Source organism: Paenibacillus sp. FSL R10-2199 (assembly GCF_038000235.1).
Lineage (GTDB): Bacteria > Bacillota > Bacilli > Paenibacillales > Paenibacillaceae > Paenibacillus_AQ > Paenibacillus_AQ phytohabitans.
The window spans coordinates 5,558,674-5,584,625 of record NZ_JBBOBO010000001.1; the positions used below are offsets into that span (position 1 = coordinate 5,558,674).

The window sequence follows — 25,952 nt, forward strand, 5'->3', positions numbered from 1 at the left end:
AAGTCTTTGGAGGCCAGCGTTGTGCTCGAACCCGAGACTTTTTTGCGGATTTCGAGTGTGCCGCCATTGCTGTTCGACAAAGAAGCTGCGTAGTAGTTGTTCCCGTCCGTATACCGCCCGCACACATAAGTCCGGTTGCTTCCGTTGAAGTTATCCACCTTCACATCCGCTTGCACACTATAATCAGTCCATGTGCTGCTGCCTGCGGAGGTGCGGCCTTCTGTACTGGCAGATTGATAATATACCTTGGAGCTGCCATCCTGAATCACAGACCATGTACCTGTGGTACTGGTCCAGCTGCCTGCACTGCCGGATTCAAAATCATCATTGAACAGACTTGCCGCAGCAGCTGAAGGTATGCCCCATTGCAGCCCGCCCAAGACGAGCACTGAAGAAAGCGCAATCATTAAAGCATAAGTAAATCGCTTTTTTATTTTCACGTTAACATTAACCTCCAAAGTATTGGATTATTTAATAACCATTTGCAGCGTTTGCATTACGGTTGCAATTCCAACGAAAACTTGTCTGTCTAAGTGCAGCAGCTATACGCCATGGCGTTCCTCCCTTTGCCCGACTATGCAGATCACTGCTTTGTGTTCTTTTTCGCAGCAGCCAATCTAATCTCCACTATAAGTAAATATTTGTAATTGTACAGAGGTTTCAGAACCATTTTATTGTATTTCTTTGAATTATAGAATTTTCTATGAATTTTCCGCCGGACTCTTCTGGATTCACAGCGATGTGCATAGGAAATAACCCCACTATGTGGGGTCTTAGCTTCAATCAATATTTGGTGTCAATTTTGGATAAAAGGCTTCAGCTTCTTCAGCAAGGTCTGCAGCTGTTCTGAGCAATTTTCGTACATCTGCTTGGCTTCTTTATGCTTCGTTGACAAGCTGAACAGCTCCAGATCGGCTTCGCATTTCTTAAGCAGCGCATACAGCTGGGGCTTGTCCTGCGGCTGCTGAACCTCCACATTATCCGTGTACAGATCTACGGTAAGCTCGCCGTAAGAGTCTACCTGGCCCAGGAATACATTCTCCACGCTCAGATCAAGCTTACCAAGTTCCCCCTCCAGCCAGCCGCGCGACAGATTCAGGGTATCGAGCGGTTCATCCATAATTTCGCCGTCCATAATCACAGCCTGAGTCTCTCTCTCTGGAGCAACCTTAATCCCAAGATGCTTGGGTGTAAGCGGCTGATTCTCACGGGTGAGCAGCACATTGATCGCACCGTCCGACTCCATAATGGCAAATTCAACATCAGCCACTTTGAAGACATCCTTTTTGCGCAGCTCCTCCAGCAGCTCGTCCGTCGACAGACGCTCCTTCTTCATATTGTCTTCCAGGATCTTACCGTCTTTGATCAGTACGGTCGATTTGAAATCAATGAAATCCCGCGCTTTCTTGCTCTTGATCTGAAGGAATTCAATTCCGAACGAGAAGGCAACCCAGACAATTAGTGCAATCAGGCCGAGGTGCCAGGTTTTGTCCGTATCCAGCGAGATATATGCTGCCAAGCTGCCTATAGTAATTCCCGTAATGTATTCGAAAAAAGACAGCTGTGAAACCTGACGCTTCCCCAGTATTTTAGTAAGGAAGAAAAGCACTACTACAGCAAAAATTGTCCGAAGAATGACCTCCAGTGCTTCCGGCATTCGTAAAACCTCCTGTAAAGTTATTCATTACCCGCATATATCGCATCAGCTTCATTATTTGTCAAAACAGGCGGAAAATAACCAAGAGAATAAATTCCTGCTGCCAAATGGGCGCACAGACTATCTGCCAAATGGGATTTGTTACCTGTATGTCCTGCTAAGGGATGCGGATACTACACTGTGAGATTCTGTTCCAACCCAGACCCGAGGAGGTAATGATCCAATGACTGTTGCATCACAGGTCAAAACCTGCGTAGCTTCGCTGAAGAGCGCCCAAGCCAGTCTTGAGCAGTTCGCCATGGAAACCCAGAACGAGGAAGCCAAAACCCTGTTCACCAATGCTGCAGAGCAGACGCTGCAGATTGTCCAGCAGGTGGAAGGCCGCGTAGCCGAAATCGAGAAAGAAGAGCCGCAGTATAAAGGGTTCTAACCGGCATTAGTTATTAAGAACGCAAAAAGGCTGATCCATACGCAGATTTCTCTGCTACCGGATCAGCCTATTTGTTACTTTTAAATACAAGTCTCACACTTTAACTGCATCTGCAATTAATGAAACAAAACCTAACTTCCCCTCCGTATTACGGTGATCAAAACGCTTGGACCGGTAGATGAAACCGCCGCGCTCATCCCAGGGAAATTCATGAAATTGGCCGGATTCATCACAGTACTCCAGCAGTTTAACCTGATACCCTGCGGCAGTGAACATCTTCTGCAGAGTAATATAAGTATGTACGATCCGGTGAGAGGCAGCAGGATGGTCCAGGGGTCCCGGCCCGCCGATCTGCACAATGTTCTGATAAGCTTCATCCGGGAAGAATCCGTCCGGAACAGCACAGCGGATATATCCGCCTGGAGCCAGATAGGTATAACAGTTGCAGGCTGCCTGCACACCTTCCTCATAGGTCAGATGCTCCCAGACATGTTCGGCAAGAACGACCTTCAGGGAGCCGGGGCGGAATTTCTCTGACCAGTCCGCTTCACGCAGCAGATTCAGTTCCGTTTCTTCCGTATGCAGCCATCCTTTGTTGTGCGGACTACCTCCGCTTCCAATCACTACTCTTAATGGTTCATTCAACCGGATCACTCCTTGATTAGCATCCACTACCCTGGTATTCATTGTAATCTCAATTGGAGTAATCAGGAATACAGCATTGTCAGATTCAGATGGATTTATGTGACTTATTTTGCATAACGGATTCTCAGTCCGCATCACGCTACTCGTCTTGTTCCAGCACTACCAGTAACCAGTTACAAGTTTCTTAGAGAATCGCTGATTTCCTATCTTTCACAAAAGAAAAGAGCCGCCGGTCGGCTGCCCTTCCCTCTTCCGCACATTTTATTTATCCGGCACATTCCGCTCGGCATTCCGGATGAATTCGGCAATGTCCAGCTTGCTGCCTGTCCGCGCACTCTCCAAAGCGCCAAGCACCATCGCCATACTATAGCGGTTGTCGCGGCAGTCGGTCTCGGCTGGGCGCTGCTCCGCAAGCGAGCGGAACATCTCTTCGAGACAGCCCTGATGGAAGGTCTCCTCCATCTGCACAGCCGGCCCTTCTACCCGCTCATATTCATTGAGGAACTGTCCGGCAGCTTCACCGCCACCGATAATCTCGGCATACGGCATATCCCGGCCATCCCAGATGGCTGCCCCCCGTTCCCCCTGGACCCGCCATGAGGCTTCCCAGGACGTAGGCGCTCCTTCTGCACACCATGAGCCCTGATAACAGAATACGGAGCCGTCTGACATTTCAAAAATACAGATAGCCGCCGCATTCCCTTCATACCACGATCCTGGAGGGTTGAATTCCTGGCAGTACACACTTACAGGATCGGCGCCGCTGATAAAGCGGGCCTGATCGAAGGTATGGATGGCCATGTCCAGAAGCAGCGGGCTGTCCATCGCTTCCCGGAAACCGCCGAAATGCGGAGCCAGAAAGAAGCTTGCGCTTATGGAGCCCGTCCGCCCTATGACTCCCGAGGTGATTAGCCCGCGCAAAGAGCGGATATGCGGATCATACCTGCGGTTCTGCATGACGGCATGGCTCAGCCCGGTACGTCCGGCCATGTTAACGATTTCATTACATTGCTCCATCGTTTCCGCCAGCGGCTTCTCGGTAAAGACATGACATCCGGCTTCCAGTGCCTTACTGGCAATACTGAAATGGCTGGAAGGCACGGTGATATCGAACACCAGATTGGCCGCTGTAGCTTCAATTGCCTGTGATATATCTGTAAATACCGGGCAGGTGAGTCCATGTTTCTCTGCCATGGCCTGCGCGGATTCCACCCGGATATCTACGAGTCCGACGATTTCAATATCAGCATGCTTCAGCGCATAGCTGATCCATTCATTAGCCATCGCTCCACAGCCCGCAACAACTACACGATATACTGCTGTCATAGGTGTTCCCCGCTTTCTGGATTAGACCGGATTTGGCACGAAACTGCCGCCCCGGCAATTCTTCAAATAATGGAGCGCATGAACCTGGCCGGTCATTTCCAGATCGTCACGGTAAACGGGATCATGCCAGCCTTCGATGTCAATCGTTCCTGTGTATCCGGCCTGCCGCAGTACCGAGATTACATCAGTCCAATTCGTATCCCCGAAGCCCGGTGTCCGGTGCCACACATACGGTTTAGGTCCGTGAATTCCGTATTCCTTGATAATATCCCAGGCAATCGTAGCGTCCTTGCCGTGCACGTGGAAAATTTTGTCCGTCCATTTGCGCAGCTGCGGAATCGGATCAATCAGCTGCACCATCTGGTGGCAGGGCTCCCATTCCAGACCCAGATTATCGGCATTCACCGCATTGAACATCTTCTCCCATGCTGTAGGGTTATGGGCAATATTCCAGTCTCCGGATTGCCAGTTTCCATCCATGGAACAGTTCTCAAAGGCAATTCTGACGCCACGGTCCGCGGCTCTTTTGGAGAGCTCACCAAACACCTCTGCAAATTTCGGGATGGACTCGTCAATCGAAACCCCGGGCAGTCGTCCGGTGAAGCCGGAGACCATATCGGTTCCAAACAAATGGGCGTGGTCGATCAGCCGTTCCCAGCTGCCCAGCGCATCCGAGTTATCCCCAGTGCCTGTAAGCGGATTCCCGAATATCCCTACAGAAGAGATCACGAAATCATGCTCCGCAGCCAGTTCACGCACCCGTGCAGCAGTTTCTGTCAGATCCGTGTTTCCCGTTGTCTGCCAGAAGGTCAGGCTGAATGATTCGAACCCGTGACCTATAATTTGTGGAATCACTCTTAGTGCATCCCCGCCTCCCACCAGTGTCCCGATTCTCATTGTATCCTGCATCTTGTATACCACTCCAATATTGGTTTATAGTTAGTTCAACAACCCAAGTATATCCTTCATTTCGGGCAAAATCTCTTCTTATCTTGTGTTAAACTAGCTGAATCTTGTGGGAGTTGAAGCCATCATGACTTATCCGAAGGAACTTAAGGAATACCCTGCGCTCGAGGAGAAGATCTATCCATTCCGCTTGTTCTTTAATCAGTGCCAGGGCGCCAAGCCCGAGCAGAATATCCTTTTCCTGCACTGGCATGAGCATTTCGAGATTATTGTCATGCGTGAAGGCCGGGCGATCTTTCATGTGGACAGCAAACCGTATGAAGCCGGTCCCGGAGACGTAATCATGGTACCTTCCGGCGGGCTGCATGTCGGCTATAGCTTGTATAGCGGAGATGTTTCTTATATCTCGATTGTTTTTCATGCCTCATTGTTCAAGGACCGGAATCAGGATTCCCAGCATGAGCAATTTGTGGCCCCTTATCTTAGCAATCAGTATCAGTTTCCGGTCATGCCGGTGGTCCACAACCCGGAATGCGCCTCGTATTATCCCTTGCTTGAGCGGATTATTGAGGAGGTGCAGGCTAAACAACCGGCTTTTCAGCTCGTGGTGAAGAACCAGCTCCACTTATTCTTCACACTCCTGTCCCGTACCTTCCCCGCCCAGCAGAGTGAACGTCATTCTATCAACCGCGAACGCTTCAAGCCGCTGCTGGAATACCTGGAAACACATGTCGATCAGAAAATGTCGGTCGAGCGTGCTGCCCGCTTTGTCAATCTGAACGCTTTCCATTTCTGCAAAACCTTCAAGAAGCTGACCGGACGCACCTTCATTGACTATGTGAACCTGTGCCGGATGGATGAAGCCGAGCGGCTGCTGCGGGAGACCGGCTTCAGCATTACAGAGATTTCCGGCAGAGTCGGCTGTGACAATCCCAATTATTTCACGAAGCTCTATAAGCAGTACAAAGGCCTGACCCCAACCAGGGCGCGAAAATAAGACATAAAAATAACACCGCAGCAGATTTCGTGCGGTGTTATTTAAATGCTCTATGAGCTTATTTACATTTCAGATATCGGAACCCAGCGCCGCTCTTCAATCGAACGTTCCACAGCTTCCAGTACAGCCTGGCATTTCACACCGTCCCGGAAATTCGGCTCAGGCTGACGGCCTTCGGCAATCGCATTCGACAGCTCCAGCATCTCGTGAATGAATGTGTGCTCAAATCCAATCGTATGACCCGGCGGCCACCAGGCTTCAGCATAGTCATGTGCGGGATCGGTGGCGAGCACTCTCCGGAAGCCCTGCACATCCTCATCATCCGAGGTCAGATAGACCTCCAGTTCGTTCATCCGCTCGAAGTCGAATTTCACACTGCCCAGACTGCCATTGATCTCAAAAGAATTGGTCGAACGATGCCCGGCCGCGAACCGTGTCGCCTCAAAGCTGCCCAATGCGCCGTTTGCAAAACGGGCCAGGAACAAAGTAGCATCATCCACCGTTACCGCGCCGCGCGGTGCATCTTTGCTGGCCCGGGCGCTGAGACCTGTCATCTCCGTTGCCAGGGGCCGTTCCTTGACGAACGTCTCACTCATGCCGATGACCTCCTGCACATCCCCTACCAGGAAATGGGCCAGATCAATCAGATGGGCCCCCAGATCCCCATGCGATCCTGAACCGGCAATCTCCTTCTGCAGCCGCCAGACCAGCGGGAATTCAGGGTCGAGAATCCAGTCCTGCAGGAACCAGGCACGGAAATGATAGATCTTTCCCAGCCGCCCGCTCTCGATCAGCCGTTTCGCCAGCCTGACCGCCGGGGAGAAACGGTAATTGAAGCCAACCATATGAACAATGCCGGCCGCCTCTGCAGCCTGGAGCATTTCTCGCGAATCTGCCAGATTCAGCGCCAGCGGCTTCTCGCAGAAAATATGCTTGCTTGCAGCAGCAGCCGCCAACGCAATCTCCTTATGGGCATTGCTCGGCGCATTGATGTCGATTAGATCAATATCGTCACGCCCGATCAGCTCTTTCCAGTCGGTTACACTCTCCGACCAGCCCAGCTGGTCTGCCGCCTCCTTCAGCGCTTCTTCATTGCGTCCGCAGATGACGGACATTTGCGGTTTGACGGCCTTCGGGAAGAACATCGGCAGACTGCGGTAGGCGTTGCTGTGGGCCTTGCCCATGAATTTATAACCTATCATTCCAATGCGTAGCTGTTCCATTTGAAGCCTCCTCTGTTGAAATCACACTCCATGTACACGCATACATTTTCTCATCCAAGCGGCGCCCCGTCAAATTGCTTCTTGAAGCAGCAGCCTGCCCTGTATAGCCTCCAAAAAAAGAACGTCCTTTCTGCCAACCGGCAGCACGGGACGTTCTTCGTTACATTACACAAGTATGAAATTACAGCCACATGATCATGGAAGTATCATTTAACTGTCAGCTTTGTAGAGCTTAGCGAGCCCGCCTTCTGAAGTTTCGCGGTACCTGCTGTTCATATCCAGGCCTGTCTCATACATGGTCTGTACAACCAGATCAAAGGATATCTTACGGGTACCAGACAAGAATTTGGCCAGGCTCAGCGCATTGATCGCCCGCATCGCACCGACAGCATTCCGCTCAATGCAAGGGATTTGAACGAGTCCGTTAATCGGATCACAGGTTAACCCCAAGTGGTGTTCCATAGCAACCTCCGCCGCATACTCAATCTGGTCAATCTCCATACCGGACAGTTCAGCCAGTGCAGCCGCTGCCATAGAGCAAGCCGTGCCAACCTCCGCCTGGCAGCCGCACTGAGCGCCGCTGATGGAGGCGTTCTGCTTGACCAGGTTGCCAATGAGCCCGCCGACGGCCAGAGCCCGGAGGATCTGTTCGTCCGGGACCTGCATCTTCTCCTGCATATAACGGAGCGAAGCGGGCACGACACCGCTGGCCCCGCAGGTCGGGGCCGTTACGACTGTGCCAGCGGCGGCATTCTGTTCGTTGACAGCAAAAGCGTACGCGCTGACGATCCTGTTCTCCCTCGTCTCCGGGCTCTCATCCATATCCCGCTGATGATACAGATATTTCGCCTTGCGTTCGACCTCAAGACCGCCCTCCAGAATACCTGTGACAGACAGCCCTTCGTCAATCGAACGCTTCATCGCTTCCCAGATTCCTTGGAGGAAATCCCAGATCTGTTTGCCTTCGCGCTGCTCGACGTAATCGCTTAGACGAATATGATTGGCGTTACAAAAGGTGCTGATCTCAGCAAAGCTGTTCTCAGGGTAGACATCTGGCGTTTGCATCTCCTCCCGTCCCTCAATAACGATGTCCCCGCCGCCGATACTGACGACACGCATGGATGAGATTTGGCGCCCGTCTTTGTAAGCGAACAAATCCATCGTATTGGGATGGGGCAGAACAAAATCTGCCTGTGGAACAAATTCAACCTCCGCCGGAACGGGTGAAAGTGCTCTAAGAATAGCCTTGTCCGTCAAATGGCCTTTGCCTGTTTTGGCAAGGGAACCATAGATCAACGCCTTGAACTCATCTGCGTCTTCATTCTCTGATTTGAAGATCCTGGCCGCCTTCTCCGGCCCCATAGTATGGGAGCTGGACGGTCCACTGCCAATCTTAAATAGCTCAGTCAAAGATCTCATAGCACCCTTATCCCCCTTCTGGCTATTGCCCATTCCTCTGAAAACGTTCCTTGAGCTTCATGAGCCGCTCATGAATCCCCTCATCATCCATGGCCATGTCATACAATTGGTGAGTAATCTGTAGACCCTGATCATGGGCAAGGGCTTTTTTCCACGGGTGCGACACAATCGAATGTGTAAGATGTCTTACCGAGCGGGGCGCCTGCATGATTCTTTCTGCCAGCTCCCACGCGCGTGGAAGAAGCTGTTCACGAGGCAGCACCTCACTGACCAGACCGAGGTCTAATGCCGCTTGAGCATTAATGTTCATCCCCGTATATGCGTAGAATGCCGCTTTCTTGGTTCCCAGCAGTTGTTGAAGTGCTAAGACAATTCCGTCTCCGGGCGGTACACCGCCCAGGTAATGGGCATCGAAGAACGCTGTGTCTTCCGCACAGATGGTAATATCACAAAGCGTTCCCAGCTGCCAGTGTGCACCAGTGCCATTAACCACCCCAATGGTGGGGATATCCAGGCAATGAACCATATTCTCAATCATTCTAAGTGATTCATGGTACATTTCCAGCTTCCGGCGATTCGGCCAATCCATGAATTTCGTATTCCAGACTTCAGGATTGCCGGTCTGCCATAACTCTCCTGTCCCTGTAAGAATCATGACCTCATTCTCAGGATCACGGCCAATATCTGACCATACGTGACCATAAGCGGCTTGGACCGGCCAGTCGAATTGTAAAGGTCCCCCGTCAGTGTGCATACGCACTTCCAGGATGCCGCCGCGGCGGGTCATGAGGAATAAGTCCTTGTACTTCTCCGAGTATTCTTCGAGCCGAGTAGGCCCCGTCATCTTTCTATTGAACATCGTTGCCCATCAGGCGTCCCTGCATTTTCTTCAGCCGTTCCAGTGCTCCTTCTTCATCAATAGCCATGTCGTACATCTGGTGGGCAAGCTGGAATCCCTGATCGGCGACCAGAGCCTGCTTCCATGGCCGGGAGATAATGGAGTGAGACAGATGTCTCGTTGAACGCGGTGCCTGCATGATCATCTCCGCGAGCTCCCAAGCGCGTGGAAGAAGCTGCTCACGGGGCAGAACTTCACTGACAATACCCAGATCCAAGGCGGTCTGACCGTTGATATTCTTGCCGGTGTATGCGTAGTAGGCTGCTTTTTTGAAACCGATCATGCTCTGCAGTGTGAGCAGCATTCCATCTCCTGGAGGCGTGCCTCCCAGATAATGCGGATCGAAAAAGTCCGCGTCTTCCGTGCAAATGGTAATATCGCAGAGCGTTGCGAGTTCACAGTGCGTTCCCGGCCCGTTGACCGCCCCGATGGTCGGGATGTCAATGCAGAAGATCAGATTTTCAAGCAGTCTCAGCGATTCATGATACTGTTCGAGCTTCTTTTGCTTCGGCCAGTCCATGAATTTAGTATTCCAGACCTCAGGGTCGCCAATCAGCCATTTATCCCCGGTTCCCGTAATAATCATGACTTCGTTCTCAGGGTCACGGCCAATATCTGACCAGGCATGAGACCAGGCGGTATGAGCTTCCCAATTGTGCGTGTACGATCCTCCGTCGGTGTGAAGACGCACTTCAAGGATTCCGTCACGGCGGGTCATTAACAGGAATTCCTTGTATTTCTCCGAGTACTCTTCAAATTTGGTGGGTCCAATCATCCGTCTCTCTGTCATTGTAATTCCTCCTAAGTTTGGTTTAGAGCTTATCTGTTACTTTCAAGCCAGTCTCTGGCAAAAGCTGCGTAAGCCGCAGCCCCTCTATGAAGCACCTCATCCGAGAACATCGTCTTTGGATGGTGTACAGGGTAACGATAACCATCTTCGATATTGCCTGCGTTAAGAAACACTGTGGTACTTGGCACCGCCTGTGAGACAAACGCGAAGTCTTCCGAGCCCATTAATTTGCCGCCGGGTACCAGTTCGGTTATACCAATGTAGGAACCGTCACCAAAGGTATTTGCAATCGAAACCCTCATTTGCTCATTAAGCCTGCCATCCGTTTTCACTTCGGGACAGCCTCTGGTATAGATCACTTCCACCTTGGCCTGAAAAGTTTCTCCGATCCCTGCGCTAATTTCGCGGATTCGGGTCTCCACTTTATCCCGCAGTGCGGTGTTAAATGTGCGTACACTGCCTTTCATTCTGGCCGTATCGGGAATCACATTGTTTGTACTTCCGCCTTCCATCACGCCTATGGTAAGGACTGCATTATCAATCGGCGAAATTTCCCGGCTAAGTATACCCTGCAGCGCCAGATGAAGATGAGCAGCCACATTTAAGGGGTCCACTGCGGCCTCGGGCATTGCGCCATGTGAGCCCCGTCCGCGGATGATGATTTCGAACCAATCCGAAGAAGCAGAAATCGCTCCACCTTCCTCAGGCACTACAAATTGTCCGATAGGAAGTGGCATTCCGGTCAACACGTGAAGCATCATGGCTGCATCCACTTTAGGTTTGTCGAGAATCCCGCTCTCAAGCATCATTTTTGCCCCGTGCAGCGTCTCTTCACCCGGCTGAAACATAAGCTTAACCGTCCCGCGAAGCTGCTCTTCGTTAGCCTTCAGGATCTCCGCCGCTCCCAGCAGCATGGAAGTATGCATGTCATGACCGCAAGCATGCATGTTCCCGTTCAACGACGCGTAAGAAAGCTCCGTTTCCTCTGAAATGGGCAAAGCGTCCATATCTGCACGGAGAAGAACCACCTTCCCGTCATGCTGTCCGCCAATGGTAACTGTTAGCCCTGATTCCCCTACGGGAGCGGGCTTAAGACCCATCGACTCCAACACCTCTTTGACGTAGGCCGTTGTTCTGGGCAAACTTAAATCAAGCTCCGGAATCGCATGAAGATGATGCCTGTACATGACCAATTTGTCCTGTAGCTGATGAGCCATACTCAAATCGTCTCCAGCTTCTTCAATCACAATAACATCTCCCAAAACACAAATTGAATGAATGTAAGTACAGAGTTTAAATGGCCTCCTTCACATTTTAAGACTTTTTAAGAACGATTTTATCGTACTTTTAAATTCATTCGCTGTCAAGAGATTATTAGACATTTTAAGAACATTATTTTAAAGGTGGTGGAACGTTGTAATATCACATTTATTGTGATATAACTCTTTTGATTGCATTGTCTTTTGAAAGGAATATACTATGAAAATCAAGCTGGGTATTATCACGCCAGAGAGCCATATGGATTATTTCCGCGCCATTGAACAAGAAATGCGGCCCATATGCCAGTTCCGGTTCCTTACCATCAGCACCTTCGGACAAACAACAGACCTGTATCTGCAGAACTTAGATTCGGTGGATGGATTTGTGGTCAGCGGCAGGATGCTTTATGAGTCAATAGATAAGGATTGCCTGGATGAGAAGGTCCCTATTCACATTTTGCAGGATAATGAGAACCTTCTATATAGAGAACTCTTCCGGGTGCTGGTGACAGAGCCCGGGCTTGATATATCGAGGATCTATGTGGATTATGCGTATGTTATCGATTCCTTCAGTGAATTCCAGCAATACCTGACTCATGAAGGGAAGCCTGTTGACAGCGGAGATTTGTTCGAACGGGTGGAGACCATGCTGGAGAACCATATCACGCTGTGGGAAGACAAGAAGATTGATCTGTCCATCACGGCATTCGGCCATTTTGTTCCGAAACTTCAGAAGCATGGAGTCAGATATATCTTGATCCGGCCCACTTTGGAAGATGTTAAAGAGACCCTAAGCGAGGTCATCAACGAGATTACCATCCTCAAGCTCAAGAACCAGCGGGCAGTTGTCGCATACTTATCGGTCCACAATGAGCAGCCACCATCTGAAGATCAGCTTCAAGAGCTGAAAGCCCTGGTTGGCAGGTTTCTGCATAGCGTGAATCTTGCCGACACAGCCCAAATTTCGGAAGGCTTTGTCAGACTATACACCACTTACGGAAATTTCATGAAAATTACCTCCAATGCGCAGAACTGCTCACTGCTGAAGTATCTGGAATTGTACGTAAGCTACAAGGTGAAGATCGGGTGGGGCTCGGGACATGAATATTTTCAAGCTAACGAAAACGCCGCCAAAGCTTACAGACAGGCGAAAGCCTACACGGGCAGCTGCAGCTTTTTTATAAACGAGGATCAGAAGGTTATCGGCCCAATGCAGAGCATGAATGTCATACAGTTCTCTGAACAGGGGGACCCGGAAATCATCGCATTGGCCAAAAATATTGGAATAAACAACATCAATTTGCAGAAAATCATGTCCTACGCAGAAATTATGAGAACAAATAAATTATCCTCTGAGGATGTTGCTGGGTGCCTGTCCATGACCGTCAAAGGTGCAAACCGTATCCTTAACAAAATTGAAGAAAAAAAATACGTACAAACGGTATTTGAAAAACGTGACAACAGTAAAGGGCGGCCGAAAAAATACTACGAGCTGTTGTTTCTCGACAAAGAAGGACGCAAATTAAGCAAATGATGCGCATTGCAAAAAGGCACGTTTTCAAAACTGAAAACGTGCCTTTTTTGCGCTGGATTTATCAAGTCAAATCCCTTCTTGGCCGGACGACCAGCTCTGCACATGCTGCAGGAATCGTCTCGTTGCAGGAGAAGCATATTTCATCGAGCTGACGGCAATTCCCAATGAGCGGAAACTCCGTTCCTCCAGCTCAAGCATGGCCACATTATGATTCTGGAACCGGGTGACCAGCTCCGGGAGGATGCTGATGCCCAGCCCCTTCTCTACCATGGCTATGATCGCATAGTCATCCCCGGCCGAGAATTTGATGTTCGGCTTAATCCCCGCCTTCTCCAGCACCCGCTGCACATCATAGTCCGAGCCGGGTCTCGGAATGATGAAATCCTCGTAGGCGATCTGGGCCAGCGGCATGTACGGGGCTTTGCTCAGCGGGTGGTCCAACGGAAGAATCGCCAGCATCCGGTCCTGCTTCAGCGGAAAGACCTCAAACTTCTCCCGGGTAGGCAGCGACAGGAAGCCGCAGTCGACCACACCAGCCTCAATCCATTGCTCAATCTCCAGATATCCGCCCTCCATCAGCTTGAATTCAATGTATGGGTACTCTTTGCGGAACTGTTTGATCATGTCCGGCAGCCAGTGAACGGATACGCTTGTGAAGGTGCCTAGTGTAATTGTCCCTGTCTCCAGACCATGAATATCGGCCACCTGCTGCTTCAGCTGCTCATTCCATTTGAGGATTTCGCGGATAGGCGGAATAACCTGCTCCCCATTGACAGTCAGCTTGACACCGGAACGGCTCCTCACAAGCAGCGGAAAACCAAATTCGCTCTCCAGGCTGCTGATCGTATGGCTGATACCGGATTGGGTGAAGCCCAGCACCTCAGCGGCTTTGGTCAGACTGCCCAGTTCAACCACTTTGAGGAACACTTCGTATTTGATTATACTCATCGCTGACCCCCACAGTTTGCATGAGAATTTCTCATGTTTCATATGATAAACATTCAGTTACCTTATGTATTTGAGCGTATTATACTATAATCACTTGAAATAAAGAAGGATGATGATGGAATGAAGCCGTTAAAGGCCGAGCTGATGCTCATAGTAGTAACGATGTTCTGGGGTTCCTCCTACCTGTTCATGAAAATGGGACTCGGCACACTGGGGGAATTCAATCTGATTGCACTGCGCTTCGGACTGGCCTTCATTCTGGCGGCTCTGCTGTTCCGCAAACGGCTGCGCAGTGTGGACGCCAGAACATTGAAATATGGAGCCCTGCTCGGCTTTCTTCTGCTCGGTGTGTTCACCTGCATCACCTTCGGACTGAAGACCACCACGACCTCCAATGCCGGATTTCTGGTCGCTTTGACCGTTGTTTTTGTACCGCTGCTGGATGTTCTGATCTTCAAAAAGAAGGTCGCCCCTCCGCAAATCTTCGGTGCCATTCTGGCCATCGCCGGCATCGGGCTGCTCACCCTGAACGGGTCGCTGCATGTACAGCCTGGTGATCTGCTCTGTATTCTGGCTGCCATTTTCTACGCAGTGCAGATTCTGGTTACCAGCCGCGCTGTCAAGAGCAGCGATTCGCTGAATATCGGCATTCTGCAGCTGGGGTTCGCCGGAGGATATGCCCTGATTCTGTCAGCAGTCTTCGAGACTCCTGCACTGCCTTCGACACTTCCCGGCTGGATCGCCATCCTCGCACTCGGTATTTTCTGCAGTGCCTGCGGCTTCATCCTGCAGCCCGTTGCCCAGAAATACACAACGCCGACCCGCACCGGATTAATCTTCGCCCTCGAACCGGTCTTTGCCGCCTTCTTCGGCTACTGGTTCGCACATGAACAGCTTTCGCTGCAGGGCTACACCGGCGCTGCCCTTGTCCTGCTGGGCATTATAGCTTCCGAACTGCTCGGCAGATTGCACTTCGCCCCTTTTCAGGCAAGGATGCTCAAGAAACGGCGGGCAGATCTATAAGTCTTCAATAATTGCTCTGATCTGTGCTCTCGCTGTCTTGGATTCCGGGAAAAAGAACAGCGGCCAGACATGCAGCATTTGCGGATATTCATAGTAGCCGATCTTTATTCCTTCAACCAGTAACCGGTCTTTGAACCTCTTGACATCGGGATACACAATGTCATGCGTCCCAATGAAGATGCTGACCGGCCCTATATCCGTGACCTCCCCATAAGCGGGGCTGATCAAATGAGAAGTAATCTCCTGATCCCCCGCATACCACTCAGCAATTTCTTTGATGGCAGGAACTGCCGTGACAGGATCTTTACGCTCCACAGCCTTGATATCCGGGTTGCTGAAGGTCATGTCGAGCACCGGGGAGATCAGGATCGTGTGTGCAGGCCGTGGTATCCCCTTTTCCTTAAGCAGCTGCACTAGTGCAAGCCCCATTCCGCCGCCAGCCGAATCCCCCATGACCACAAGCTTGTCTCCACACTCAGAACTTTGTGCTAACATCTCCTCATATAGCGGTACCAGCATCTGAAATACTTCCTTATGTCCATATTGCGGTGCCAAAGGGTACATGGGAACCGCAATCGTACACCTCAGCTTGTCTGCCATACCGGCCAGGAACTCCCAATGCAGCGGGGATATCTTCAGCACATAACCTCCGCCGTGCAGATACAGGATCTGTTTGCCGCCCGAAAGAGACTTTGCAGACAGCACATAGTAAGGAGAACCGGCTATCTCACGCTCTTCGACGCTGCATAACGTATACACTTTAGCCGGCGGCTTACTGCTCTCCTTCCGCTGCTTCGTTTCAATTTCCTTCCGCAAAGCTATCCCTGTCTTCTTCCACATGGCGTTAATCCTCATGAGGCGCAAGCCCAGCTTAACCGCTCTGCTCTGCCAGCTTTCTTGGGAACCCTTCATTGTTGTCCTTCTTTCTGCGTCATCACGGCTTCCCGCAAACGCTGCGCCCAGGCCAGATCCAGCTCCTGCGCCTCCAGACGCACCTGCAGCAGATCCATCGTTGTCGCATAGAATCGCCCTCCCGGCGCGGCAGCATCAGGAGCAGTCTCTTTTCGGAAGGCGTCTATCCCTTTTAGCAGCTCTGCAATGCCTTTAGCGGCGTACGCAAGATAATGGTCTACAAGCGCCAGCTGCGCTTCAGGGGCAAGGAACTCCAAATGCTGGGCTTTAATATGAAAAAGCTTCTGATAGGTTGCCGACTCCGTCCCCGTATCCATCATCAGCTCGGTGAACCGGGTCCGCCCTTTACCGGTGAGCTGCAGCGCACGGGACGGCCGTTCACTGGGATAAGGCACTGATGAAGGATCGGCTTCGCAGATCAGTCCCTCTCTCTCAAGTCTGGACAACAGGGTGGACAGCGTTCCGCGGCTGATTTTCTCCCACGGGCTGATAATCTTCGCAATCAGATAAGCATGCAGCGGGAAATGCATCAGCAATGACAGGACCAGTAATTCATACATAAGGAAACCCCTCGTTAATAGTTTTATTAAAACTATATAGAATTCCTTATCAGCCGTCAAGCGGTTCACAAAATACTCCAACTGGCGCCTGCCCCGGATAAATCCCACATACCGCCGTAATTCCTCCCATTTCGCCTTCTGTATCGCATCCAAGGCGATGTGATGTATACCTCTAATTCCTCCTTTCGCCCTTCTGTATAGCCGTCCTATAAGATGACAGCAATTGAGTGACTTCAGTTCTTGCTGTAAAGACATAAATGTTGTATTTCGTGCAGGATTTCGAATCGTAATCGCGACAACGGGGGTGAAATGAGAAAAAACCGCCGCAGCGATTAGCTGAGGCGGCCGTAAACCCAAGATATAAATTAATGTCCCATCATTACAGCAGCGTCGGCCTGCTGCCCTTCCGGAGTTCCGGCGGAACCGGCTGTCTTCGGCTTGCGCAGAATCAGACTGATGACCACTCCGGCCAGCGCGATGCATGCGGAGAGGAAGAATACATCATTGAAGCCCTGAACAGCGGCGACAAGCGGATTGCTTCCGGCAGCCATCTCACCCATATGAACGGTAATCTGGCTGGTTAAGTATCCGGTCATTCCGGCAACCGCGAACGATACTACGACCTGCTGGGCTGCGGCGGTCAGCGGAGTCACCCGGCCAACCCATTCACGCGGCGCAGAGTTCAGAACATGAGTGTTAACCGGCATCATCGACAAGCCCATACCCAGACCCATCATAGCGAGACAGCCCATGATAACGGGAAGACTGGTGTCTACCGTAACACCGGACAACAGGAACAGTGCAGTGGAAATGACACTGAGTCCGACGAACAACAGCGGACGTGCACCAATTTTATCAAATAAACGGCCGCCCACCGGCATACCGATACCGGATGCCAGCGCCTGCGGAAGCAGAATCAGACCTGTCTCAAGCGGTGTGTAGTTGCGGATCTGCTGCAGATACAACGGAACGAACAGCATGGAACCGAACAAGGCAGCCTGGGTCACCCAGGATAGGATAATGCCGCGTGTGAAGTCCGATGAACGGAAGACGCGCAGCTCCAGCAGCGGATGCTTCTGCATCAGCTCAGCAATGACGAACAGCACCAGCGCCACACCGCCGACAGATAGACCTACGAGAGCCCCCGTCGAAGTCCAGCTTTCGCCTCCGCCTTGATTGACGCCATAGGCAAGCATGGAGAACGCAAGCGGAGCCAGAATGATACCGAAGATATCCAGATGGGCTTTGCCCTTCTTCTCTGTAACAGGCAGATATTTAACTCCCAGAATGATACCAACGATACCGATAGGCAGGTTGATAAGGAAGATCCAGTGCCAGCTCACGTATTCTACCAGCCAGCCGGAGAGGATCGGTCCAAGTGCCGGAGCCAGCAGCATGGGAATTCCGAGCATCCCCATAATAGAACCTCTGCGCTCTGCCGGAGCCAGTCTGAAGACCATGGCCATACCGATTGGAGCTACCATACCGCCGCCAAGACCTTGAATGACACGGAAGATGACCAGCTGCGTTGAGGTCTGGGCAACCGAACAAAGAACGGACCCCAGTACAAACATAACAATAGTCGTTAGAAAGACTTGCTTGGAACCGAAGCGGTCAGTCATGTAGCCAGCCAGCGGAATTACGGCAGCCAGCGCCAGCGTATAACCCGTAATGGCCCACTGAACGGTCTTAAGATCTGTTGCGAAATACTGCACCAGATTCGGTACCGCAACGTTTACGGCAGTGCTGTCCAGGATAACCATAATCATGCCGACGATAATAGCCATTAACGGCGGAATAATGGCTTTCAGCGAGAACGGTGCTTCTACTGCTGCACTGTTTCCTTTATTTGCGGTGTTTGTCATTCTATTCTCCACTCTTTTCTCTGTTTATAATTAGTTATACTTATGAAAATAAAGATCAAATAAACCGTCAATCTGCTCCTCAAGCGGCGAAAGCCTGAACATCTCCTTGAGATCCTCCCGTTCCTTCGGCAGGCTGGAGACCATAATTACCGGAAAAACAATGGCCCCATAGACTTGCATCATCATCATCATGAGCTTGTCGCGGTCCTGCTCCCCAGTGATCTCACTGAGCACTTCCTTAATGCGCTCCAGTCTCATCAGCTTGGAGTACTTCGCATATTCATCCTGTGAGCCCATAATATGATGTCTTTGATCAAGCATCTGCCGGGCCATTCCCGGGTAACGGCTGAGATTCATAATATAACGCATGAAAAATAACTTCATCCGCTCCTTCGGCGGCAGGCTGTCATCTTCCAGTGCTTTGAAGGCATCATCAAAGGTAGACACGAGTCTCTTCACTGCGTCGCCAAACAGTTTTTCCTTGGAGCCGTAATAATAATTCACCAGTGCAAGATTCGTCTCTGCCCTTGCTGCGATACTCCGAAGGGTGATACAGCTGAACCCCTCTTCGCGGATCAAATCCACGGTTGCATCGAGTATAATCTGCTTCGTATCTTTATCTGAAGAATCAGCTTTGTTGTCATATTTAACCATAATGCAGCTTGTCGCCCTCCTTTGCCGCGATTTCTAATCATCGATTTAAACAGCGTTTAATCAGAATTTAAAATTACTCTCTTTGGAGTGATCTGTCAACAGAAGTTTTCAGGAATTTTCAAAAGAGTTAGCATTAATAAAAAAGAAGCATCTCCGGCAGCGGATTACAGCTGCGAGATGCTCCTGCTATGAATGATCCGTTGTTTGTTATTTCGAAGGGTTGACCAGCACTTCCGCTGCCTGCAGCGCCGCCAGGCTCAGCTTCACGATCTTGCCCGATGTATTCAGCTCCAGGGTCAGCAGCGCCTCAGATTTGGAGAAGGACAACACGCTTGTTATTGTCATATTCCCGTCATGCTGCCGGCTCTCCGTAGATTTCACTCCGAAGTACTGGCCAGCCGGAGCGCTTACACCCTCCCAGTTCTGCTGAATGACGGGCAGCGGGGGCTGTTCTGCTTCCGCAGTGAAGTAACGCTCGCGGAGTCCTGTATAGTTGCCTGCGGCCAGCAATCCGGCTACAGCTCCGGCAGTTACCTCCGGTGAGTAGATTTCAACCTGCCCTTTTGCCTGATTATAGGATGTAACCAGCCCGATCGCTGCAAAAAACGACAAAGGTGCATATGCGCGCTGCTGCTTCAGTTCAATACTATCTGTAAAAGGCACCCGATCCTTGCCGTTCAGAATGATCTCTTTCCCGCTCAATCTGAACTCAATGGTTTCCTTGAAGCGATTCAGCTTGAACTGTCCTGTGGCACCTACAAAGGTAGTCTTATACTTAAGGATTTCCGTAGTCTCCCGGAGCGGGAGCATGAGGGTTGTTCCGCTGGTATAGGTTTGCGGTCCATCCAGCTGCAAGGCTTGTCCGTTCACAATAATATTTACACCCGGTGTTGCGTGGACACTATTTCCGGTTAATACTCCCAATCCTGCTGCCAATAACAGTACACTTAGGAAAACGGCTGCGATTCTGTTCTTCAAATCGATCCCACCTCTCCTGTAATATAATTATTATGCACGCAAACTTCAGGGACTAAACTTATATTAATCATTAACCGTTCTGCGCAGCTTTGGAACAGCCTCACTCCACATTAAAGTTAAAATACTGCTGTGGATAAGGCTCCTTGATCAGTGTGAAATGCCACCACTCCTTGGTATAGGGCTTGAAGCCCTGCTTCGACATGGCATCCTTAAGAACTTTACGGTTGGCATGCTGGGTACTGTTGACCAGAGTGGTATTATAGTAAGAAATCTCGCCGAAGAAATCATACGGGCTGCCCATGTCAACCAGTGCCCCTGTTTTTTTATCAGCCAGTGTCAGATCGATAGTGCTGCCCCGCGAATGCCCCGATTTCTTGGAGATGAAGCCCAGCTTGAACAGATTACGCTTGTCCAGCTTGGGATAATACTGCTGCTTCATCTTAATATCCGCGGCATCCTGTGACCAGCGTACGAAGTGATTAACGGCTTGTTGCGGACGGTAGGCATCATAGATTCTCAGGATATACCCTTTGCCAGCCAGATCCTCACTGACTTTCTTCAGCGCACTCGCTGCTGTCCGCGAGAAAATCGCCAGCGGAGCCTTATACCCGTCCACCCTTGTTCCGGTAAAATTATTCTCACTGTAGTAGCGTATCTCATACTGCGCCGTTGGAATCACTTCATCCAGATACACAAAGCCGCCGGGCAGATTGTGTTTCTTCTCCACCTTGCTTTGCGCCGGGGCTGCGGCTGTATTCTGTAGCTTAGGAGCAGCCGCTGTGGCTGCTGTTGCTGTTGCCGTTAAAAGCGTAGCTCCGCCTAGGATAAGCGCACATGAGACCAGCCCTAATTTTCTACCTGTATTTCGCAGCTTCATCACAATGCTCCCCCTCTCCTGCCTCGTCCGTATTTTCACCCTACCAGTATACGTGCAGCCGCACTAGGCGTCCATAGTTAAGTCTAGGCTTGTGTCCGCAGGGAGCATATCCTTCCGCCGGTAGACACCCATCAGCAGCCCGACAGCGGCGAATTCAATGAAGACATGCTGTCCGTAGCTGAGGAATGGGAACGGTATAGCTGTAATTGGCATTCTTCCGCTGAGGATCGATAGACCATAAGCTAAGCGGATGGCTAGCATAAGGGCCAGAGCAAGGATAAGCATCCGCCCGTAGGTATCGCGTACAGCGCGGGTATAGGAAATCATTTTGAGAACGAACCAGCACACTGCCGCGATGAAGAGCAAGCCCCCGGCCCAGCCGAAGCATTGAACCAGAAATACCGGAAAAAGATCCGAATACGCATACGGCAGTCCTTCTTCCGCACCTCCGAAGCCATACCCTCTCCAGCCTGCGGATGTAATGGTCTCGTGAATTCTGCGGTTGAGGTAACCCGGGCCATTAAGCATGTAATTATGATTTATCGCTCCGATGACCCTGTCACGCAAGTTCAAATTATTCCAAACATAGATGGCTCCGCCCGACACAAATGTTATAGCCATTAATCCGGCTGTAATCCAGCGCCGTGTTATCCATACATATAGCGTCAGCGATACTGCCAAATAAACCACCAGCTCCGGTAAAGACCGGATCGCCGCATAGATCACCGCAGGCAGCAGCAGTAAGGCGAACTCCGCGAATTCCCTGGTCCGTCCGCTCCATTTCAGCACAAAGCTGTGGCTGGTCCATATTCCTGTCAGAGCGACAACAAATATATAAGGACTGTATCCAACCAGATCAAAATAAAAGCCCATAAAACCAACATAGCGTCTATTCCCATTGATTAATTCAGGACCCAGCAATAGGCTGGCAACGATAGCCATTAATGCTGCGAGATATATAATTACTGATGCTTTCTGAAGCAGCTTGAAATTGACGAAGTACATTCCTGTCATAACGGCGATCCCAAGGATGATATACACCGTCTGGCGCATCGTCAGATCAGATAGGGCCGGGTTGAAGGAGGTTCCGGCTTCTATAGCCCCCATCCCCAGCAGACTCACAGCTGACAACATCATTACTGCGGTGAGCAGTCCCCACGGAATCCGCGGTTTATGGATTCTGTGCAGATCCCGGCCGACCACCTGCGGATCACCCATTTGCGCGATAGCATATTGCTGTGCTTCTTCTTCAGTTGCACCAAGCTGCTGCCGCTCCAGCATCAAGTCCTGGAAGTGCCCGCTGAGTTCCTCCCTTATCTCCCTGTGCATCCCTTTGGCTCTAACCTCTGCACACACCCTGTCCAGATAGTTGTCCAGCTTCTTCCACTGCTCCATCATGCGCCGCCCTCCCCCAGTACCGAATCCACCGCGCCTTTGAAAAGATTCCATTCTGCTCTCTTCTCCTGCAGCTTCGCCTTGCCTTCATCCAGCAGCCGGTAATATTTGCGTTTGCGCCCTTCTACCTCAAGCCAATACGCCTCTACCCAGCGTTCGCTCTCCATCGCATGGAGTATTGGATAGAGCGTGCCCTCCTTCAGGGAAAATACCCCCTGCGAGCGCTGCTCCAGCTCTTTAATCAGTTCGTAGCCGTATAACGGCTTATCGAGCAGCAGAGTGAGAATCAAGGTCCCCGTGCTGCCCTTCAGCATTTCTTTACTGACTTTCATCGGCATTCCCTCCCGTACGAATGGCTGTCCGTCGATACATCGTTAATCTATGCTTAATATACTTTAATTCCCAGTTGATGTCCAGAGATTGTCTCCACGTCAGCCATATGAGTAATCCGTTAACTTGCGTATGAGTAACAGTTAACGCTGGCAGACAAGTAACCCGATAATACTTGCACTTGCAGATAAGCAGCCTCTTGGGCATTTATGTTGTACGTTTTACAACTTTGATCCCCAGATACCCGGGCGCCAGAGAGGATTGTTGTACGAAATACAAGAATTGTCCAAATAATCCGTTTGGAGTAGGAGAAATGTTGCCTTTTTTACAACAAATATGAATTAGGAGCGATATCATGAGGGAAATGTTGTATTTAGGGCAGGATTTTATACAATGAATGCTCTGTAAGCTCCATATTGCACATAGCAAAAAAGCACACCCGGATTACGGATGTGCTTGCAGTCAATTAATGAGATTAGTGCATGGAAGCCTGTGTTTTGTGCGAGACAATAACACGTTTGAGGAAGAAAGCAACAACCAGACCGATAATGGCCATCACCATGCCGAAGATGAACGCATTCTGTACCCCATGGGTAAATGCAGCGCCAATATTCAGCGGATCACCAGGATCAGTTACAGTCTTCATGTAGCTCTTGGTACCGGAGGTCATAATGCTTACTGCCAGAGCCGTACCAATTGCCCCTGCAACCTGCTGCAGAGTATTCATGATCGCTGTACCGTCAGGATAGTATTCCAGCGGAAGCTGATTGATCCCGTTCGTCTGGGCAGGCATCATAATCATCGAGATTCCGATCATCAGCACGCTGTGAAGTACAATTACGAAGATAACGGTAGAAGTTGCTGTAATACTCGAGAAGAACCACAGCGAGACAGCAACGAGCACAAGTCCTGGAATAACGAGCCATTTCGGACCGTATTTATCGAACAGGCGTCCCATCACTGGTGACATCAGTCCGTTGATAATTCCGCCCGGCAGCAGCAGTAATCCTGCTTTGAACGCTGTATAGCCTTGTCCCTGCTGCAGGTACATTGGAAGAATCAGCATCGAAGACAGAATCACCATCATGCAAATGAAGACCATCAGTACACCGACCACGAACATCGGGAATTTGAAGGCACGCAGATTAATCATCGGCTGCTTCATCGTCAACTGCCGGATGCAGAATAGAACGAGCGCAATTACACCAATAGCAATGGCGATAATCACCTTCGGACTTCCCCAGCCTTCCGCTTCACCGGCGCTGCTGAATCCATACACAACACCGCCGAAACCAAGTGAGGATAATACAATCGAGAGGATATCAATCTTCGGCTTGGTCACTTCTGTGACGTTCTGCATGAAGAAAATTCCGCTGAACAGCGCGATCACAAGGAACGGCAGGGACAGCCAGAAGATCCAGTGCCAGCTCAGACTCTCAATAAGCAAGCCGGCAATAGTAGGGCCGATCGCTGGAGCTACCATGATGACGAGGCCGATGAGCCCCATCGCCGCGCCTCTTTTCTCAGCAGGGATAATAATCAGGATCGTATTGAACATCAGCGGCAATAGAAGTGCAGTTCCCATCGCCTGAACCACACGCGCTGTAAGCAGGAATTCGAAGTTCGGCGCCATTGCAGCCAGGAATGTTCCCGCAATCGAGAAGCATAGCGCAGCAATGAACAGCTGTCTGGTCGTGAACCACTGCAGGAGCAGCCCGGAGATCGGAACCAGAATCCCCAGCGTCAGCAGGTAAGCTGTAGTCAGCCACTGCGCTGTGGTCGGAGTAATTTGTAATACATTCATAAGATCACTTAAGGCTACATTTAATGCGGTCTCACTGAACATGCCGATAAATCCGGCAAGCAATAAGGAGACGAGAATTGGAAGGGTCTTAAATTTGCGGGGCTCTGTGTGCCCCTTACCAGTCATAGTTGCGTTCACTCTCATATCCTCCTGATAATCTGTTTGTTCTCTCTCTATTTGTTACTGTGTTGCAGTCTTGCGATGGTACTATGAAACCTTAAGCCAGTATTGCCGGAATACTCTCTGCTGCCGCAACCAGCGGCTGGACATTTCGGCAGGTTAACGCCAGGAGCAGCGCACCTTCAAACAAGGAGACCACAACAGTCGCTTTTCCCACAGCAGCTTCCTCCTGCATGCCATCCTTCATCAGACGCTGGGCGATCACATCCTGCCAATCCTTGAACACACATTGACAAGCGGTTCGCAGCTCATTGCTGACACAGGAAGTCTCCACGGCTACCCAGAAGCTGAACGGCACCAATCCTTCAAAAGACGATTCCTCCGCTTCCCTGGCCATAGACAGAATGAAATTCTGCACTGCCTGAGCAGGTGAGTCTTCACTCTCTACATAATGCCGCAAATTTTGGGAGACCATTTCACTTGTCCGGTTAATACAGGTCAACACCAGCTCTTCTTTGCCGTGAGGAAAATAATAATACAATGATCCTTTGGGCGAATCGCTGTCCTTGATGATCTGATTTAGTCCGGTTGCATGATAGCCCTGTGTGAAAAACAATCTTGAAGCCGTATCCAGAATAGCTTCACGTGCATTATGCTTGTTTGACAAGCCGGACACTTCCTTTATAGATGTTTCTGCACTTTTATAACAATTGGTCTACATAATAAAACCACGAGTGGGCTCCGGCTGTCAATGGATAATAATTTCAAATTTTAATGTTTACGCTTACCGATTGCCACATTGCGGATCATTGGTTATAATTTAATTATTCCAATGCGAAAGGTGTGATTTAAATGAGTGAGCCTTCAATCATTAAGGGAATTCCCCGGCCGTTAGTCAGAACTAATCAGGCTTTTATCGTAATTTCTGTATTATTGTCACTGTTTACGGGAGCTTACTGGATTCTTGCCCTGCCGCTTGCCGCAGGACTGTCTGGCCTAATCTTCGGATATAATCCGGTGATCAAGGTTGCGGCGAACTTCCTGACTAAGGAGCGCTCCGCCTATGTACTGGAAGACTGGGAACAGCAGCAGTTCAACCAGAGCATTGCCGTCTTCTGCCTGACTGCAGGGCTGGTCAGCTTCCTTGCCGGCTGGACCGTAGCGGCTTATATCTTCACGATCATGGTTGCGGTAGCAGCCACAGTAGCTATCCTCGGCTTCTGCATCGGGTGCTTCATCCACTACCAGTGGAGAATGTATACCTATAGACGCAAACAGGCAGCCCTCCACAAATAAGCAGGAGTCTGCCCGTACGGTGTATCTTACAAGGCCAGTAAGCCACAGCAGCAGCAGTATGCTGCCAGACCTATGCTGGCCTCCAAGCTCCTTCTCCTTAACATCC

At 50.5% G+C, this 25,952-nt stretch carries 25 protein-coding genes; 5 read left to right on the forward strand and 20 right to left on the reverse strand.

Going from position 1 to position 25,952, the window contains the following annotated elements; translation table 11 throughout:
• Positions 1-796 precede the first annotated feature (796 nt).
• Positions 797-1,657, reverse strand: a complete 861-nt coding sequence (locus tag NYE33_RS24285) for a DUF421 domain-containing protein (RefSeq protein WP_042136999.1) — start codon at positions 1,655-1,657, stop codon at positions 797-799.
• 223 nt (positions 1,658-1,880) lie between these two features.
• Here NYE33_RS24285 and NYE33_RS24290 point away from each other — a divergent pair, with 223 nt between their 5' ends.
• Complete coding sequence (locus NYE33_RS24290; RefSeq protein WP_042136998.1) at positions 1,881-2,087, forward strand: DUF1657 domain-containing protein; 207 nt, start codon at positions 1,881-1,883, stop codon at positions 2,085-2,087.
• Positions 2,088-2,180: 93 nt separating this feature from the next.
• On the opposite strand, the gene NYE33_RS24295 is transcribed toward NYE33_RS24290, so the two are convergent.
• The 3 genes from NYE33_RS24295 to NYE33_RS24305 form a co-directional block, all read right to left on the reverse strand.
• Positions 2,181-2,774: a class I SAM-dependent methyltransferase gene (locus tag NYE33_RS24295; protein WP_042141156.1), complete on the reverse strand. Its 594-nt coding sequence runs from the start codon at positions 2,772-2,774 to the stop codon at positions 2,181-2,183.
• Positions 2,775-2,993: 219 nt separating this feature from the next.
• Positions 2,994-4,058: a Gfo/Idh/MocA family protein gene (locus NYE33_RS24300; RefSeq protein WP_341067958.1), complete on the reverse strand. Its 1,065-nt coding sequence runs from the start codon at positions 4,056-4,058 to the stop codon at positions 2,994-2,996.
• A gap of 21 nt (positions 4,059-4,079) precedes the next feature.
• On the reverse strand, positions 4,080-4,967 hold the full coding sequence (locus tag NYE33_RS24305; RefSeq protein WP_340946005.1) for a sugar phosphate isomerase/epimerase family protein: 888 nt from the start codon (positions 4,965-4,967) through the stop codon (positions 4,080-4,082).
• A gap of 124 nt (positions 4,968-5,091) precedes the next feature.
• Here NYE33_RS24305 and NYE33_RS24310 point away from each other — a divergent pair, with 124 nt between their 5' ends.
• Positions 5,092-5,961, forward strand: a complete 870-nt coding sequence (locus NYE33_RS24310) for a helix-turn-helix domain-containing protein (RefSeq protein ID WP_341067960.1) — start codon at positions 5,092-5,094, stop codon at positions 5,959-5,961.
• Between the two features lie 62 nt (positions 5,962-6,023).
• On the opposite strand, the gene NYE33_RS24315 is transcribed toward NYE33_RS24310, so the two are convergent.
• The 5 genes from NYE33_RS24315 to NYE33_RS24335 all read right to left on the reverse strand — a co-directional run bounded on the left by NYE33_RS24315 (position 6,024) and on the right by NYE33_RS24335 (position 11,538).
• Positions 6,024-7,184 carry a Gfo/Idh/MocA family protein gene (locus tag NYE33_RS24315; RefSeq protein ID WP_341067961.1) on the reverse strand — a complete coding sequence of 387 codons (1,161 nt, stop codon included), beginning with the start codon at positions 7,182-7,184 and terminating at the stop codon, positions 6,024-6,026.
• Positions 7,185-7,394: 210 nt separating this feature from the next.
• Positions 7,395-8,603, reverse strand: a complete 1,209-nt coding sequence (locus tag NYE33_RS24320; protein ID WP_076244948.1) for an L-serine ammonia-lyase — start codon at positions 8,601-8,603, stop codon at positions 7,395-7,397.
• 22 nt (positions 8,604-8,625) lie between these two features.
• Complete coding sequence (locus NYE33_RS24325) at positions 8,626-9,447, reverse strand: enoyl-CoA hydratase/isomerase family protein (RefSeq protein ID WP_341067963.1); 822 nt, start codon at positions 9,445-9,447, stop codon at positions 8,626-8,628.
• A 4-nt stretch (positions 9,448-9,451) separates the two neighbouring features.
• Complete coding sequence (locus NYE33_RS24330) at positions 9,452-10,291, reverse strand: enoyl-CoA hydratase/isomerase family protein (protein ID WP_042136985.1); 840 nt, start codon at positions 10,289-10,291, stop codon at positions 9,452-9,454.
• Between the two features lie 29 nt (positions 10,292-10,320).
• A complete protein-coding gene (locus NYE33_RS24335) occupies positions 10,321-11,538 on the reverse strand; it encodes a M20 metallopeptidase family protein (protein ID WP_341067965.1) in 1,218 nt (405 codons plus the stop codon).
• Between the two features lie 232 nt (positions 11,539-11,770).
• Here NYE33_RS24335 and NYE33_RS24340 point away from each other — a divergent pair, with 232 nt between their 5' ends.
• A complete protein-coding gene (locus NYE33_RS24340; RefSeq protein WP_341067968.1) occupies positions 11,771-13,084 on the forward strand; it encodes a transcriptional regulator in 1,314 nt (437 codons plus the stop codon).
• 66 nt (positions 13,085-13,150) lie between these two features.
• Here NYE33_RS24340 and NYE33_RS24345 read toward each other — a convergent pair whose 3' ends face one another.
• On the reverse strand, positions 13,151-14,032 hold the full coding sequence (locus NYE33_RS24345; RefSeq protein WP_042136981.1) for a LysR family transcriptional regulator: 882 nt from the start codon (positions 14,030-14,032) through the stop codon (positions 13,151-13,153).
• 120 nt (positions 14,033-14,152) lie between these two features.
• Between NYE33_RS24345 and NYE33_RS24350 the strand changes: the two genes are divergently transcribed.
• Entirely contained in the window at positions 14,153-15,055 is a 903-nt protein-coding gene (locus NYE33_RS24350; protein WP_340946021.1) for a DMT family transporter, read from the forward strand.
• Here NYE33_RS24350 and NYE33_RS24355 read toward each other — a convergent pair.
• The 10 genes from NYE33_RS24355 to NYE33_RS24400 all read right to left on the reverse strand — a co-directional run bounded on the left by NYE33_RS24355 (position 15,050) and on the right by NYE33_RS24400 (position 25,217).
• Positions 15,050-15,967 carry an alpha/beta hydrolase fold domain-containing protein gene (locus tag NYE33_RS24355; protein WP_052421859.1) on the reverse strand — a complete coding sequence of 306 codons (918 nt, stop codon included), beginning with the start codon at positions 15,965-15,967 and terminating at the stop codon, positions 15,050-15,052. The two genes, NYE33_RS24350 and NYE33_RS24355, sit on opposite strands and share 6 nt — an antisense overlap.
• Positions 15,964-16,527 carry a PadR family transcriptional regulator gene (locus NYE33_RS24360; protein WP_076244939.1) on the reverse strand — a complete coding sequence of 188 codons (564 nt, stop codon included), beginning with the start codon at positions 16,525-16,527 and terminating at the stop codon, positions 15,964-15,966. Before NYE33_RS24360 ends, NYE33_RS24355 begins: the two co-directional genes overlap by 4 nt.
• 365 nt (positions 16,528-16,892) lie before the next feature.
• On the reverse strand, positions 16,893-18,392 hold the full coding sequence (locus NYE33_RS24365; RefSeq protein ID WP_042136976.1) for a DHA2 family efflux MFS transporter permease subunit: 1,500 nt from the start codon (positions 18,390-18,392) through the stop codon (positions 16,893-16,895).
• A gap of 30 nt (positions 18,393-18,422) precedes the next feature.
• Positions 18,423-19,046 (reverse strand): TetR/AcrR family transcriptional regulator, encoded by a 624-nt coding sequence (locus NYE33_RS24370; RefSeq protein WP_341067971.1) that lies wholly within the window; start codon positions 19,044-19,046, stop codon positions 18,423-18,425.
• A 207-nt stretch (positions 19,047-19,253) separates the two neighbouring features.
• Positions 19,254-20,024 (reverse strand): stalk domain-containing protein, encoded by a 771-nt coding sequence (locus NYE33_RS24375; protein WP_341067973.1) that lies wholly within the window; start codon positions 20,022-20,024, stop codon positions 19,254-19,256.
• A 100-nt stretch (positions 20,025-20,124) separates the two neighbouring features.
• On the reverse strand, positions 20,125-20,901 hold the full coding sequence (locus tag NYE33_RS24380) for a M15 family metallopeptidase (RefSeq protein ID WP_340946033.1): 777 nt from the start codon (positions 20,899-20,901) through the stop codon (positions 20,125-20,127).
• Between the two features lie 63 nt (positions 20,902-20,964).
• Entirely contained in the window at positions 20,965-22,299 is a 1,335-nt protein-coding gene (locus NYE33_RS24385; protein WP_042136970.1) for an FtsW/RodA/SpoVE family cell cycle protein, read from the reverse strand.
• The gene (locus NYE33_RS24390; protein ID WP_039292805.1) at positions 22,296-22,628 is read right to left on the reverse strand and encodes a PadR family transcriptional regulator; all 333 of its coding nucleotides are present in this window, start codon (positions 22,626-22,628) and stop codon (positions 22,296-22,298) included. The genes NYE33_RS24385 and NYE33_RS24390 overlap by 4 nt, the downstream gene beginning before the upstream one ends.
• A 473-nt stretch (positions 22,629-23,101) precedes the next feature.
• Complete coding sequence (locus NYE33_RS24395; RefSeq protein ID WP_042141151.1) at positions 23,102-24,556, reverse strand: DHA2 family efflux MFS transporter permease subunit; 1,455 nt, start codon at positions 24,554-24,556, stop codon at positions 23,102-23,104.
• Positions 24,557-24,647: 91 nt separating this feature from the next.
• Positions 24,648-25,217 carry a TetR/AcrR family transcriptional regulator gene (locus NYE33_RS24400; protein WP_042136969.1) on the reverse strand — a complete coding sequence of 190 codons (570 nt, stop codon included), beginning with the start codon at positions 25,215-25,217 and terminating at the stop codon, positions 24,648-24,650.
• A gap of 185 nt (positions 25,218-25,402) precedes the next feature.
• Here NYE33_RS24400 and NYE33_RS24405 point away from each other — a divergent pair, with 185 nt between their 5' ends.
• Entirely contained in the window at positions 25,403-25,846 is a 444-nt protein-coding gene (locus tag NYE33_RS24405) for a DUF4395 domain-containing protein (protein ID WP_042136966.1), read from the forward strand.
• Positions 25,847-25,952: the final 106 nt, after the last annotated feature.

Coding starts and splice junctions, on each gene's coding strand:
- NYE33_RS24285 (WP_042136999.1), bottom strand. CDS start 1,657: ATGCCGGAAGCACTGGAGGTCATTCTTCGGACAATTTTTGCTGTAGTA.
- NYE33_RS24290 (WP_042136998.1), top strand. CDS start 1,881: ATGACTGTTGCATCACAGGTCAAAACCTGCGTAGCTTCGCTGAAGAGC.
- NYE33_RS24295 (WP_042141156.1), bottom strand. CDS start 2,774: ATGAATACCAGGGTAGTGGATGCTAATCAAGGAGTGATCCGGTTGAAT.
- NYE33_RS24300 (WP_341067958.1), bottom strand. CDS start 4,058: ATGACAGCAGTATATCGTGTAGTTGTTGCGGGCTGTGGAGCGATGGCT.
- NYE33_RS24305 (WP_340946005.1), bottom strand. CDS start 4,967: ATGCAGGATACAATGAGAATCGGGACACTGGTGGGAGGCGGGGATGCA.
- NYE33_RS24310 (WP_341067960.1), top strand. CDS start 5,092: ATGACTTATCCGAAGGAACTTAAGGAATACCCTGCGCTCGAGGAGAAG.
- NYE33_RS24315 (WP_341067961.1), bottom strand. CDS start 7,184: ATGGAACAGCTACGCATTGGAATGATAGGTTATAAATTCATGGGCAAG.
- NYE33_RS24320 (WP_076244948.1), bottom strand. CDS start 8,603: ATGAGATCTTTGACTGAGCTATTTAAGATTGGCAGTGGACCGTCCAGC.
- NYE33_RS24325 (WP_341067963.1), bottom strand. CDS start 9,447: ATGACGGGGCCTACTCGGCTCGAAGAATACTCGGAGAAGTACAAGGAC.
- NYE33_RS24330 (WP_042136985.1), bottom strand. CDS start 10,291: ATGACAGAGAGACGGATGATTGGACCCACCAAATTTGAAGAGTACTCG.
- NYE33_RS24340 (WP_341067968.1), top strand. CDS start 11,771: ATGAAAATCAAGCTGGGTATTATCACGCCAGAGAGCCATATGGATTAT.
- NYE33_RS24345 (WP_042136981.1), bottom strand. CDS start 14,032: ATGAGTATAATCAAATACGAAGTGTTCCTCAAAGTGGTTGAACTGGGC.
- NYE33_RS24350 (WP_340946021.1), top strand. CDS start 14,153: ATGAAGCCGTTAAAGGCCGAGCTGATGCTCATAGTAGTAACGATGTTC.
- NYE33_RS24355 (WP_052421859.1), bottom strand. CDS start 15,967: ATGAAGGGTTCCCAAGAAAGCTGGCAGAGCAGAGCGGTTAAGCTGGGC.
- NYE33_RS24360 (WP_076244939.1), bottom strand. CDS start 16,527: ATGTATGAATTACTGGTCCTGTCATTGCTGATGCATTTCCCGCTGCAT.
- NYE33_RS24365 (WP_042136976.1), bottom strand. CDS start 18,392: ATGACAAACACCGCAAATAAAGGAAACAGTGCAGCAGTAGAAGCACCG.
- NYE33_RS24370 (WP_341067971.1), bottom strand. CDS start 19,046: ATGGTTAAATATGACAACAAAGCTGATTCTTCAGATAAAGATACGAAG.
- NYE33_RS24380 (WP_340946033.1), bottom strand. CDS start 20,901: ATGAAGCTGCGAAATACAGGTAGAAAATTAGGGCTGGTCTCATGTGCG.
- NYE33_RS24385 (WP_042136970.1), bottom strand. CDS start 22,299: ATGATGGAGCAGTGGAAGAAGCTGGACAACTATCTGGACAGGGTGTGT.
- NYE33_RS24390 (WP_039292805.1), bottom strand. CDS start 22,628: ATGAAAGTCAGTAAAGAAATGCTGAAGGGCAGCACGGGGACCTTGATT.
- NYE33_RS24395 (WP_042141151.1), bottom strand. CDS start 24,556: ATGACTGGTAAGGGGCACACAGAGCCCCGCAAATTTAAGACCCTTCCA.
- NYE33_RS24405 (WP_042136966.1), top strand. CDS start 25,403: ATGAGTGAGCCTTCAATCATTAAGGGAATTCCCCGGCCGTTAGTCAGA.